This window comes from Amycolatopsis sp. NBRC 101858, from assembly GCF_030269325.1.
Classification (GTDB): Bacteria; Actinomycetota; Actinomycetes; order Mycobacteriales; family Pseudonocardiaceae; genus Amycolatopsis; species Amycolatopsis ponsaeliensis.
Genome location: NZ_BSTD01000003.1, coordinates 1,005,765 through 1,018,691 on the forward strand (window position 1 = coordinate 1,005,765; position 12,927 = coordinate 1,018,691).

At 69.3% G+C, this 12,927-nt stretch carries 7 protein-coding genes, 2 tRNA genes and 1 pseudogene; 4 read left to right on the forward strand and 6 right to left on the reverse strand.

Annotated elements, in window-relative coordinates; all coding sequences use genetic code 11:
* Nucleotides 1-107: 107 nt before the first annotated feature.
* Nucleotides 108-527: a hypothetical protein gene (locus QSK39_RS27890; protein ID WP_285480770.1), complete on the forward strand. Its 420-nt coding sequence runs from the start codon at nt 108-110 to the stop codon at nt 525-527.
* A 58-nt stretch (nt 528-585) separates the two neighbouring features.
* Here QSK39_RS27890 and QSK39_RS27895 read toward each other — a convergent pair whose 3' ends face one another.
* The 3 genes from QSK39_RS27895 to QSK39_RS27905 all read right to left on the reverse strand — a co-directional run bounded on the left by QSK39_RS27895 (nt 586) and on the right by QSK39_RS27905 (nt 3,044).
* The gene (locus tag QSK39_RS27895; RefSeq protein ID WP_285480771.1) at nt 586-747 is read right to left on the reverse strand and encodes a hypothetical protein; all 162 of its coding nucleotides are present in this window, start codon (nt 745-747) and stop codon (nt 586-588) included.
* 124 nt (nt 748-871) lie between these two features.
* On the reverse strand, nt 872-1,414 hold the full coding sequence (locus QSK39_RS27900) for a type 1 glutamine amidotransferase domain-containing protein (protein ID WP_285480772.1): 543 nt from the start codon (nt 1,412-1,414) through the stop codon (nt 872-874).
* Nucleotides 1,415-1,490: 76 nt separating this feature from the next.
* The gene (locus QSK39_RS27905) at nt 1,491-3,044 is read right to left on the reverse strand and encodes a SpoIIE family protein phosphatase (RefSeq protein WP_285480773.1); all 1,554 of its coding nucleotides are present in this window, start codon (nt 3,042-3,044) and stop codon (nt 1,491-1,493) included.
* A 139-nt stretch (nt 3,045-3,183) separates the two neighbouring features.
* Here QSK39_RS27905 and QSK39_RS27910 point away from each other — a divergent pair, with 139 nt between their 5' ends.
* Nucleotides 3,184-7,845, forward strand: a complete 4,662-nt coding sequence (locus QSK39_RS27910; protein ID WP_285480924.1) for a HAMP domain-containing protein — start codon at nt 3,184-3,186, stop codon at nt 7,843-7,845.
* Here the strand turns inward: QSK39_RS27910 and QSK39_RS27915 are convergent.
* A tRNA-Gly gene (locus QSK39_RS27915) sits at nt 7,800-7,870 on the reverse strand. The two genes, QSK39_RS27910 and QSK39_RS27915, sit on opposite strands and share 46 nt — an antisense overlap.
* 79 nt (nt 7,871-7,949) lie before the next feature.
* On the opposite strand from QSK39_RS27915, the gene QSK39_RS27920 reads away from it, so the two are divergent.
* Nucleotides 7,950-8,026 (forward strand) — tRNA-Pro (locus QSK39_RS27920).
* 94 nt (nt 8,027-8,120) lie between these two features.
* Here the strand turns inward: QSK39_RS27920 and QSK39_RS27925 are convergent.
* Nucleotides 8,121-9,580 (reverse strand): annotated as a pseudogene (locus tag QSK39_RS27925) (tyrosine-type recombinase/integrase).
* Nucleotides 9,581-9,582: 2 nt separating this feature from the next.
* Nucleotides 9,583-9,834: a helix-turn-helix domain-containing protein gene (locus QSK39_RS27930; protein WP_285480775.1), complete on the reverse strand. Its 252-nt coding sequence runs from the start codon at nt 9,832-9,834 to the stop codon at nt 9,583-9,585.
* A gap of 484 nt (nt 9,835-10,318) precedes the next feature.
* Between QSK39_RS27930 and QSK39_RS27935 the strand changes: the two genes are divergently transcribed.
* Nucleotides 10,319-12,670, forward strand: a complete 2,352-nt coding sequence (locus QSK39_RS27935; RefSeq protein WP_285480776.1) for a tetratricopeptide repeat protein — start codon at nt 10,319-10,321, stop codon at nt 12,668-12,670.
* The last annotated feature ends 257 nt before the right edge of the window (nt 12,671-12,927 follow it).

Genomic DNA, 12,927 nt, shown 5'->3' on the forward strand with positions numbered 1-12,927 from the left:
GTTTGAGGAACATGCGGTTCGCTCACCCGGGTGACGGGTATCCCCCGGTGTTGCTCCCGATCGCCCAGGTACGTCCACATCGGACAGTCGAAAGGACGGCGACGTCGATGCCGTATCCCCCGCCCCAAGAACCGTACGAACCGCCGTACGAACCGGCTCCGGCCGAAGAAGTCGTGGAGCGCACCCACCCGCGCATCCGGATCGTGCGGACGGTCAACGCCCTCATCCACCTCGTGTGCGGGGTCTTCGCCCTGGTGCTCGCCGTGCACATCCTGCTGGTGTTCGGCGAGGCGAACGCCGCGAACGGCTTCGCGCACCTCATCTCCGAGTGGTCGGCCGGCGTCTCGCTCGGCCTGCGCAACCTCTTCACCCCGGACAACGAGAAGTTCCGGGTGTTCTGCAACGACGGCCTGGCCGCGGTCATCTGGCTGGTCATCGGGGCCGTGCTGACCGACGTCATCACGCGCATCGGCGCTCCCGGCCCGCGGCGGGTCTGGTACCGGCGCCGCCGCAGCTACTACGGCTGATCCAGCGCGCGAAGAAGCCGCCCCGGTCGCGACCGGGGCGGCTTCTTCCTGCGCTGGGTCAGCTCTGCGGCTGTTCGGCGACCGGTTTGACGGGCTCCGGCTCCGGCTGCGCCGCGACCTCGGCGGGATCGGCGGGCCGGGGAGTGGGGACGCCCTGGGCGGCGACCACGTCGAAGTGCTCCCGGCACCAGCGGCCGTAGCGGCGTGCCTGCACTGTCATGGTGTCCACCTCCTCTCCACGGGCGATCCTGGTCACACCCTCAGCGTCCTCCGCCGGGCCGCCGAAAGCCAACAGATTTAAGCCGGACTTAAGGACACGAGCGGGTGAATGTCTACAAAGGACTTCAGCCCGCGAACTCCCGCACGACCGTCCGGCAGAACGCCGGCAGGTCGTCCGGGTTGCGGCTCGAGACCAAGCCGTTGTCGACTACGACTTCTTCGTCGACGACGGTGGCCCCGGCGTTACGCAGGTCGGTCCGGATGCTCGGGTACGACGTCAGCGTGCGGCCACGCACGACATCCGCTTCGACGAGCGTCCACGGACCGTGGCAGATGACGCCGACCGGCTTGCCCGCGCGGACGAAGTCGCCGACGAATTTCACCGCTTCGCCGTTCGCCCGGAGGTTGTCGGGGTTCATCGTGCCGCCCGGGAGCAGCAGTGCGTCGAAGTCGCCGACGCCGACGTCGGCCACCTTCCGGTCGACCGCGAACCGGTCGCCCTTGTCGATGTCGCCGTTCATCGCCTGGATCTCGCCGGTGTCCAGCGACACCAGCTCCACCGTCGCGCCTTCGTCGAGGACGGCCTGGCGCGGCTGCTCCAGCTCGACCTGTTCGACACCGTCCGCGGCGAGGATCGCGACGCGGCGGCCGTGCAGTGCGTTCGCCATGAATCTTCCTCCGTCGAGATCAATGCACGGAAGAATTACCCCCTCCGGAGGCGGTCAAACGCGGTCCACAAAGGACTCAGTCCGAACACTCGATAGCCAGCACCGCGATGTCGTCGTGGGCCGAACTGCCGAGCCAGTCGCGCACGGCCTGCCGCAGCCGCCGCACGACCTCGCGGGCGGGCTGGCCCGCCGCGGTCGCCAGCACCGCGCGCAGCCGGTCGTCGCCGAACAGCTCCGTCGGGTCGTGCCGGTTGCGGGCCTCGGTGATGCCGTCGGTGTAGAGCAGGCCGACGTCGCCGCGCTCCAGCCGCACCTCCGCCTCGGCGAACCGGGCCTGCGGCGAGATCCCGACCAGCGTCCCGGGCACGGTGACCTCTTCGACCACCCCGCCCCGGCGGACGATCAGCGGCGCCGGGTGCCCGCCGGAGGCCAGCGTCAGGCCGACCCCACCGTCGGACGGCCGGGCCGTGCCGAGCACCAGCGTGGCGAACCGGCTGCTGCCGCCGGCGATGAGCAGCTCGTTGAGCAGCCGCAGCAGCGTCCGGCCGTCGCGCTCGACCATCGCGAGCGCGGTCAGCGCGTGCCGGACCCGCCCGGTCAGCGCCGCGGCCTCGGCGCCCTTGCCGCAGATGTCGCCGAGCACCAGGAACGCGCTGCCGTCGTCGTGCGCGAGGACGTCGAAGAAGTCGCCGCCGACCGCGAGCACCCCGGCGGCCGGCTCGTACCAGGTCTCGAACCGGGCGCCGTCCAGCTCGGGCGGGTCGACCGGGCGCAGCGTGGTCTCCAGGCCGCGCGTGGCCTCCTCCTGGCGGGCGTAGCGCTGCGCGTTGGCCAGGGCCGTCCCGGCCGCCCTGGCGAACTCGACCACCGCGCGCCCCTGCTCGGCGCCGAACTCCGGGTCCGCCTTGCGGCCCAGCAACAGGGCACCGGTGACGCCGGAGCCGCTGTTCGGGCCCAGCGACACCACCGCGACCTCGGCGTGCCCGGCGAACCGGTCGGCGACGACCGGGGGCAGCGTGGCGACCTCGGGCTCCGGCACGGGGGCCGACTGGGGCTTGCCGGTGGCCGCGAACGTCGCCGCGAGCACCGGCGCGACCTGCGCCGGGACCCGGCGGATCCGGCCGTGGCCGTGTGCCGACGGGCGCTCGCAGCTCCACCACTCCCACCGGCCGCGGGTGGTCGGCAGCAGCACGAAGACGGTCTCGGCCAGCGCGGAGGAAGCCAGCTCGGCGATCACCCGCGCGGTGCCGTGGCGCCCGCGCGCGGCGGCCAGCCGGGGCCCGGCCTCGGCGAGGAAGTCGCCGACGTGCCGCTGCGGGACGTCTTCCGCGGGCACGGTCCAGGCGTGCCAGCCGCCCGGCAGGGCCCGGACCCGGGCCGGACGGCGGTTGCCCGCCACCTCGACGTGCCCGGAGGTCTCGGCGACCGGGTGCAGCCGCGGCTCGGCGCCGCCGGTCAGCGTGTTCGCCGCCGGGTTCGCCCAGCGCAGCGCGCCGTCGGCGTCCTGGAGGAACACCGCGTCGCGCACGTCTTCGAGGACGGCCCGTCCGAAGGCGTCGAAGCCCGGCGGCGCGTCCTCACCGGACATCGGCGGCAGGGCCGCCGAGGCCGGGGCCGGACGTGACACCATGCACGGACCTCCTGCCTCCGGACAGCTATCGCACGGTTACCGCGTGAGCGGGCGGACTGGCTCGAAGTGTAGGGCGAATCATGACACGCTGGGTCATGGACCATGGCTGGCGCATGCGTGGTGGAGAGGGTCGGCACACATGACAACGGAATCCCAGAGCGAGGCGGCGGCGCTGGAGCGGCTGCTCGTGGCGGTGCGGGATCTCGGGGACGGCAACTTCCGCCGGCGGCTCGTGCCGCACGGCGACGGCATCTCGGCGCAGCTCGCGGTCGCGTTCAACGACATCGCCGAACGCAACCAGCGGCTGGTCAGCGAGCTGCTGCGGGTGCGCGCGGCCGTCGGCCAGGACGGCAGGCTGAGCGAGCGGCTGGAGGCCGAAGTCGGCCCCGGCGGCTGGAGCACCGCCGTCGACAGCGTCAACGGCCTGGTCGAGGATCTGACGCGGCCGACGATCGAACTGGACCGGGTGCTCGGCGCCGTCGCCGAAGGTGACCTCTCCCAGCCGATGACCCTCACCCTGGACGGCCGTCCGCTGCAGGGCGCGTACGCGACGCTGGCGAAGACGGTCAACGGCCTCATCGCGCAGCTGTCCCGCTTCGCCGCCGAAGTGACGAGGCTCTCCGGCGAGATCGCGGGTGAGGGACGTCTCGGCGGCCAGGCGGTCGTCCCGGGCGTGTCCGGGACCTGGCGCGACCTGACCGACTCCGTCAACTTCATGGCCGACAACCTGACCGAGCAGGTCCGCAACATCGCGCAGGTCACCACGGCCGTCGCGCGCGGCGACCTGACCCAGAAGATCAACGTCGACGCCCGCGGCGAGATCCTCGAGCTCAAGAACACCATCAACACGATGGTCGACCAGCTGTCGTCGTTCGCCGACGAGGTCACCCGCGTCTCCCGTGAGGTCGGCTCGGACGGCAAGCTCGGCGGCCAGGCCCAGGTGGCCGGCGTCGCCGGGACGTGGCGCGACCTCACCGACTCGGTCAACCAGATGGCCGACAACCTCACCGACCAGGTCCGCGGGATCTCGCAGGTCGCGACGGCGGTGGCCAACGGCGACCTGACGAAGAAGATCGAGGTCGACGCGCGCGGCGAGATCCTGCAGCTGAAGAACACGCTCAACACGATGGTCGACCAGCTCTCGGCGTTCGCCGGCGAGGTCACCCGGGTGGCGCGCGAGGTCGGCTCCGAGGGCAAGCTCGGCGGCCAGGCCGAGGTGGCCGGCGCGGCCGGGACGTGGCGCAGCCTCACCGACTCGGTCAACGGCATGGCCGACAACCTCACCGACCAGGTCCGCAACATCTCGCACGTGACCACGGCCGTGGCGAAGGGCGACCTGACCCAGAAGATCACCGTCGACGCCCGGGGCGAGATCCTCGAGCTCAAGACGACCATGAACACGATGGTCGACCAGCTCTCCGCGTTCGCCGACGAAGTCACCCGCGTCGCCCGCGAGGTCGGCACCGAGGGCCAGCTGGGCGGGCAGGCGCAGGTCCCCGGCGTCGCCGGCACCTGGCGCGACCTCACCGGCTCGGTGAACTTCATGGCGAACAACCTGACCACCCAGGTCCGCAACATCGCCCAGGTTGCGACGGCCGTGGCGCGCGGCGACCTGACGCAGAAGATCGCGGTGGACGCCCGCGGCGAGATCCTGGAACTCAAGACGACGCTCAACACCATGGTCGACCAGCTCTCGGCGTTCGCGGACGAAGTCACCCGCGTCGCCCGCGAAGTCGGCACCGAAGGCAAGCTCGGCGGCCAGGCCACCGTGCCCGGTGTCGCCGGGACCTGGAAGGACCTCACCGACAACGTCAACTTCATGGCGAACAACCTGACCGACCAGGTCCGGAACATCGCCACGGTGACGTCGGCGGTCGCGAAGGGCGACCTGACCCAGAAGATCTCGGTCGACGCGCGCGGCGAGATCCTCGAACTCAAGACCACGCTCAACACGATGGTCGACCAGCTGTCCGCGTTCGCCGACGAAGTCACCCGCGTCGCCCGCGAAGTCGGCACCGAAGGCAAGCTCGGCGGCCAGGCCACCGTCCGCGGCGTCGCGGGCACCTGGAAGGACCTCACCGACAACGTCAACGTCATGGCCACCAACCTGACCGACCAGGTGCGCAGCATCGCCACCGTGGCGGCCGGCGTGGCCAACGGCGACCTGTCGAAGAAGATCGCGATCGTCGCCCAGGGCGAGGTCGCGGCGCTGGCCGAGACGCTCAACGGCATGGTCGAGACGCTGCGCGCGTTCGCCGACGAGGTCACCCGCGTCTCGCGCGAGGTCGGCACCGAAGGCATCCTCGGGGGCCAGGCGCGGGTCCCCGGCGTGGCCGGGACCTGGAAGGACCTGACCGAGAACGTCAACTTCATGGCGCACAACCTGACCAGCCAGGTGCGCAACATCTCGCAGGTGACCACCGCGGTCGCGCAGGGCGACCTGACGAAGAAGATCGACGTCGACGCCCGCGGCGAGATCCTCGAGCTCAAGACGACCATGAACACGATGGTCGACCAGCTCTCGGCGTTCGCCTCGGAGGTCACGCGCGTGGCGCGCGAGGTCGGCACCGAGGGCAAGCTGGGCGGCCAGGCCGAGGTCGGCGGCGTGTCCGGCACCTGGCAGCGGCTCACCGAGAGCGTGAACCAGCTGGCCGGGAACCTGACCACGCAGGTCCGCGCGATCGCGCAGGTGGCGACCGCGGTGACGGCGGGCGACCTGACCCGGCACATCGCGGTCGACGCGTCCGGTGAGGTCGCGGACCTCAAGGACAACATCAACCAGATGATCGCGAACCTCAAGGAGACGACGAGGACCAACCGCGAGCAGGACTGGCTGAAGACGAACCTCGCGCAGCTGTCGGGCCGGATGCAGGGGCACCGCGACCTGGCGTCGGTCGCGGCGCTGATCCTGTCCGAGCTGGCGCCGCTGGTCCGCGCCCAGCAGGGCGCGTTCTTCCTGGCCCGCGACGACGACCGCGACGGCACGGTGCTGGAGTGCATCGCCGCGTACGGCCTCGCCCAGTCCCGCGCCGGCCTGCGGTTCGCGATCGGCGAGTCGCTGATCGGGCAGGCCGCCGTCGACCACCGCACGATCCTGGTCCAGGACGCGCCGCCGGAGTACGCGCTGGTGTCGTCCGGGCTCGGCTCGGCGTCGCCGGTGAACCTGATCGTGCTGCCGGTGCTGTTCCAGGGCGAAGTGCTCGGCGTGCTGGAGCTGGCGTCGGTCAACGAGTTCAGCACGGTCCACCAGGACCTGCTGGAGCAGCTGCGGCACACGATCGGCGTCAACGTCAACACGATCCTGTCCAACTCGCGCACGGAAGCGCTGCTGACGGAGTCGCAGCGGCTGGCCCAGGAGCTGCGGGCGCGCTCGGAGCAGCTGCAGGCCCAGCAGGGCGAGCTGCGGCGGTCCAACACGGAGCTGGCCGAGAAGGCGGCGCTGCTGGCCCAGCAGAACCGCGACATCGAGGTCAAGAACAGCGAGATCGAGCAGGCGCGCCAGGAGCTGGAGGAGCGTGCGGGGCAGCTGACGGTGGCGTCGCAGTACAAGACCGAGTTCATGGCGAACATGTCGCACGAGCTGCGGACGCCGTTGAACAGCGCGTTGATCCTGGCGAAGCTGCTGTCGGAGAACCCCGAGGGCAACCTGACGGAGAAGCAGATCCAGTTCGCGAAGACGATCTACGCGGCGGGGTCCGATCTCCAGCAGCTGATCAACGACATCCTGGACCTGGCCAAGGTCGAGGCGGGCCGGCTGGACATGCAGATGTCCGACATCACGCTGCCGGAGCTGGTGGACTACGTCGAGTCCCTGTGCCGCCCGCTGACGGCGGACAAGGGCCTGGAGTTCGCGGTCCACATCGACCCGCCGGTGCCGGGCAGCGTCCACACCGACGAGCACCGCCTCCAGCAGATCTTGCGCAACCTGCTCTCGAACGCGGCGAAGTTCACCGACGAGGGTCGCGTCCGCCTCCACATCCGGGCGGCGGATCCGGCCGAGGTGGAGCAGGAGGCGCTCCGGAACGCGCCCGGCATCATCGCGTTCGCGGTCGAGGACACCGGGATAGGGATCCCGGAGGAGAAGCTGGCGGTGATCTTCGAGGCGTTCCGCCAGGCGGACGGCACGACGAGCCGCAAGTACGGCGGAACGGGTCTCGGGCTCAACATCAGCCAGCAGCTGACGGAGCTTCTCGGGGGCGAGCTGCGCGTGGTGAGCGAGCCGGGGGTGGGCTCGACGTTCACCCTCTACCTTCCGGTGGCGGCGGCCAACCTGGTGGACCCGGCGGTGACGGCGCTGTCGTCCCCCCGCCTGCCGGCGGTGCCCAGCACGGTCCTGGTGGCGGCTCCCGACGTGACCCCGAAGCGCTTCCACGGTGAGAAGGTCCTGATCGTCGACGACGACCTGCGCAACGTGTTCGCACTGGCGGCGGTCCTGGAGCAGGCGGGCCTGGAGGTGGTCTACGCGGAGACGGGCGTGGACGGAATCAGGGCACTGGAGCGCCACGAGGACACGGCACTGGTCCTGATGGACGTGATGATGCCGGAGCTGGACGGCAACGCAACGATCGCAGCGATCAGGGCCGAGGCGGCGAACGCGGACCTGCCGGTGATCGCGGTGACGGCGAAGGCAACCCCGGAGGACCGGGCCAGGACGTTGGCCAGCGGCGCGGACGACTACATCACGAAGCCGGTGGACACGGACAAGCTGCTGGACGTGATCGCAGCATCGTTGGAAGCGGACGCCGCATCGTTCGGAGCGGGTGACGGGAATCGAACCCGCGTAGCTAGTTTGGAAGACTAGGGCTCTACCATTGAGCTACACCCGCGTGCCCCCGGAGGTACCCGGGTGCGAGGCCAGCTTAGCGTGACCCGCTAGGCTGACCGCACACCCCCCTGGGGGTGTCACGGGATGTGGCGCAGCTTGGTAGCGCATCCGCTTTGGGAGCGGAGGGTCGCAGGTTCAAATCCTGTCATCCCGACCAGCAGTACGGCTTTGACCAGCAAAAACGGCGGGACCACTTCACAGAAGCGGGGCCGCCGTCTCAGTTTCCGTCTCAGTACAAGCCGTTATACGGCTCAAACCACCACGCGCAAGCCGGGCGGCTCCTCGTCGCCGGGGCTATCCCCTGACGCCTTCGCGGCGTCGAGCAGTCGCTGAAGCTGGTCGATCAGTGAGGAGGGGTCAGGCTGCGCCACCGGCGTGGGCTTGGCCGCCGGGGGCGCGTCGCTCCACAGGAAGTTCTCGACCTGGTCGGCAATCCCGGCGACAACTTCGGTGGGCACGCGCACGTACCGTTTCGCGACCGCCGCGTCGCCCCACCCCATCACTTCCATGATCGCGGGTAGAGGGACCTTCAAGACCAGCAGCATCGTCGCCGCGGTGTGCCGCGCGTCGTGGAGCCGGGCGTCGCGGACTTTGGCCTCCGCCAGCAGTGTCTTCCACTCGTCATGGTCGGCGCGCGGGTCGATCGGTCGGCCGGTGGGCTGGGTGAACACCCAGCCGCCCTCATGCCACTCGGTGCCGGCGAACTCCCGTTTCTCGTCTTGTGCCGCCTTGTGCTTGCGCAGTAGATCGAGCAGTGGCCTGGGAATGCCGACGGTGCGGCGCCCGGCCTTCGACTTCACGTCGACTTCGCGAAGGCCGCCGCCGTGACGCTTCGGGCAGGAGCTGGCGTGCCGCACGCAGTCCGGCGAGCAGACCGGCGGACAGTTTGCGTGCCGAGTGCACGTCGGCGGGCACGGTGCGAGCTTGTGGAGCCGCTCGCCACACCGATGCGAGTCGTCACAGCCGTGCTTCCACTTGTACCGCTGGAGCTGGCGAGGCGTGCGCAGCAGGCCAGCGTCAAAGTCGAGCCGCGACCACTTCAAGCCGAGCGCTTCACCACGGCGCAGGCCGAGCGCGAGAGCGATCACGAATCGCGCGCCATTGCGCCGGCCTCGAGCGGAGGCCAGGACACGCTTCGCCTCGGCTGCGGTCAGAGGGGTGATCTCATCCTCGTCGACGCGCGGCGGCTTCGCGAGCTTCGCCGGATTCTTGGTCAGGTGCCCGCGGTCGACCGCCACGCCGAATGCAGTTTTCGCCGTGCGGTGGACCTGGTGCGCCGTTCCAGGCTTCGCGCCGGCGTCGGCCATCTTCGCGTAGAGCTTCTCCAGGTGCTCCGGCTCCAGCTTGCGCAGGCGGTGCGCGCCGAGCCCGGGAGTTAGGTGCTTGCAGACCGCCACGCGGTAGCCGGCGAGCGTGGTTTCTCGCACGGACGGTGCCGCTACGTTCTCGACCCAGTGGGCTAGCCACGTCTCGACCGTCCATGCCCTGGAGCCGGGTTTCGGAGCGGTGCCGGCGTCTCGTTGCCGCTCGAGGTTACGAACGGCGGTGATCACTTCAGCCTCGGTTTTGCGCTCGACGTGCCGACGGTCCGGCCTCCCATGTCGAGAACTCCCATTGTGACGCGACCGTGCCACTTCCCGTCCTGACCGAGGTAGATGCTGCCGGCACCGTTGGGGGCACGCGTGCCTTCGCTTCGCTTCCTGCGGGGCATGGTCAGCACTCTCCTGCTTGAGCGATAAGCCGCTCAACGTAGGCCGCCAACTCGTCGGCCGGGACGCGCCTGTTGCGCCCGATCAGAACACTGGGCACTACGCCATCTTTGATGAGCGCGAACATGGTGGTGCGACTGACCGCGAGCCGGTCGGCGGCCTGTTCGACCGTCAGCATCTCCCGAGGGCCCGTCGAGCTTTCGTCCGGGCTCGCGTCTGTCGCCATATGCAGTGCAAGGTGTTGCGCGTTCGACATGAGAAGAACCGTACTTCAAATCCGAAGGAATGAGCAGATCAATTTGCAGTTCATTTCTTTTCTCGAATTGCCATCATTGCACGTTTCGCAGGTTTCTCAGACAAGCTGCGGAGATTTGGCTCGACGGGCAATCTCACACCACGCGGCAGCGACACGCGGGCCATCCAGGTGGGCGCTCGTGGCGAGTGCGGGCTGGCGGTCTGCGGCGAAATGGTGCAGCAAAGCCCCAGCCTCCGCCTTGCAAAAGCGCAGCTCAACAGCATGCGGGGCGTCTGTCACACGTCGGTCTGATCCGACCAGTGTCTGGACGGGCTCTAGTGCATTGTTACGACGGGCATTCGCAGCCATCGTGACTGTCATTGATCAACGGCCAGGCCGGTTCCGCTACAGAAGCAGGCTCATGTAGCAACCCGGGGTTCCCTGACGACTCCCAATGCGCGAGGCTGCCGTGAATCGACGGCGGACCTGACGATTGGGGCGTGCGATGCGGGTGCAGCGATGGGGACGCCGGGGCTGGGTCGTTTTCACGCTGGCCGCAGCGACAGCGGTGGTCGCGGTTCCCGTGGTGCTGAGCGCGGTGGGGGTTAAAAACTCCTGGTGGGCCGGCGTCGCCGCCGCCGCGGCCGCGATCGCGGCCGCGTTCGTGAAAGTTCCCGCCGACCGGTATCAGCGGCTGGCGGCCCGCCGCGACGAGGGCGACCTGTCGGTGCTCGACGGATGCCTGGCGACCTCCCGCGGGGACCTGCCGCAAGTACGCCAGATCCTCGATCCGCGCCGTCTCGGCGTGCACCCCGCCGCCCAGCTCGCCGCCCCCGACCATGGCGGCGGCACCGTGGAGACAATGCCCGTCTACGTGCCTCGTGATGTTGACGAGCAGGTGCGGGCCCGGGTCGCGCGCGGTGGTTTCGTGCTGCTGGTAGGCGACTCCACAGCCGGTAAATCCCGCACGGCCTTTGAAGCGATCGTGGCCACAGTGCCCGATCACGTGCTGGTGGCTCCGAGGGATCGCCTGGCCGTCAAGGCCGCACTTGACTGGGCGACGCGCGCCGGCAACTGCGTGATCTGGCTGAATGATCTGGAGCATTACCTCGGAGCCGAGGGCGTTACACGGGAGATGCTGAGCCGTCTGTTGTCTACGACGCGGCACATCGTGGTCATGGCTACCATCCGGGCGCGGGAGCTGGCCCGGTTCGCCGACCACGCCGACGGCGACGAGGCGACCCGGCAGACGTTCCGCGCCGCACGCGAAGTCCTGGATCTGGTCGATGAGGAAGTCCGGCTCGAACGGTCGCTCAGTACCACTGAACATGACCGCGCCGCTGACCGATCCTGGGATCTACGCATCGCCGACGCTGTACGTCACAGCGGAGACTACGGACTCGCGGAATACCTGGCAGCTGGTCCAGAACTCCTGCGCGAATGGCGCAACGGGTGGGACGTCGGAACCAACCCCCGGGGCGCGGCATTAGTTACCGCCGCGATCGACGTGCGCCGTGCAGGAATGCAGCCGCCCCTGCCGGGCAGACTCCTGGAGGAGCTGGCCGAGCAGTACTTGAAACGACGCGGAGGGGATCGGCTGCGTCCCGAGCAGCTCGACGCTGCCTGGGGATGGGCGCTGAAAGCCCGCCGCGCAACCACGTCGTTGATGAGCGGCTCAGCCAAGGCGGGGTATGACGTGTTTGACTACTTGGTCGACGTTCTCCAACGCGACACGACCCCCGATAGCTACGTGCCAGAACCGACACTGAATGCCGCGATTGACTTCGCCGATGGTGTCGAAGCACTAACGATTGGGGCGACGGCTCGCATGCAGGGGTACTACACGGTGGCTCTTCGTGCCTGTTCGCAGGCCACGCAATGGCACAACGACAAGCACGGCCTAGAACACCCCAACGCCCTCATCAGTCGCGGCAACCTCGCAACCACGCTCAGCGAACTTGGCCGGCTCGACGAAGCCGAACGCGAACACCGCGTCGTATTCGAGGCGTCCGCGCGCGTGCTCGGCCCCGAACACCCCAATACCCTGATCAGCCGCAACAACCTCGCACACGCGCTGCGCGCACTGGGCCGGCTCGACGAAGCCGAACGCGAACACCGCGCCGAACTCGAGGCGTCCGCGCGCGTGCTCGGCCCCGAACACCCCGACACCCTGATCAGCCGCAACAACCTCGCAACCACGCTGCGCGCACTGGGCCGGCTCGACGAAGCCGAACGCGAACACCGCGCCGAACTCGAGGCGTCCGCGCGCGTGCTCGGCCCCGAACACCCCAACACCCTGACCAGCCGCAACAACCTCGCACTCACGCTGCGCGCACTGGGCCGGCTCGACGAAGCCGAACGCGAACACCGCGCCGTATTCGAGGCGTCCGCGCGCGTGCTCGGCCCCGAACACCCCAACACCCTGACCGGCCGCAACAACCTCGCAACCACGCTCAGCGAACTGGGCCGGCTCGACGAAGCCGAACGCGAACACCGCGCCGTACTCGAAACCCGCACCCGCGTGCTCGGCCCCGAACACCCCGACACCTTGACCAGCCGCAACAACCTCGCAACCACGCTGCGCGCACTGGGCCGGCTCGACGAAGCCGAACGCGAACACCGCGCCGTACTCGAAACCCGCACCCGCGTGCTCGGCCCCAAACACCCCAACACCCTGACCAGCCGCAACAACCTCGCAACCACGCTCAACGCACTGGGCCGGCTCGACGAAGCCGAACGCGAACACCGCGCCGTACTCGAAACCCGCACCCGCGTGCTCGGCCCCAAACACCCCAACACCCTGACCAGCCGCAACAACCTCGCAATGACGCTCCGCGAACTGAGTGACGAGACTTGAAGCCCGGGCCTCCTGATCCGTAGTTTAGCGCTGACCTGCGGATAGTCGGCGACCTGGGCATCGCCGGGCACAGGTGGTGGCAGACCGGGCGTGATCGGCACCGGTGTGCAGCAGTTCGTGGACCAGAACGTGGACCAAGATCGTGCTCAGCGACCAGACTGCAGTGCGATCGTCGTCGCTACCCGGGGTTCTGGTAGCAGGCTGCGCGACAGTTTCGCACGACCACGGCGAGCTGTGCTTGGCTGCGCGAGGTGGTC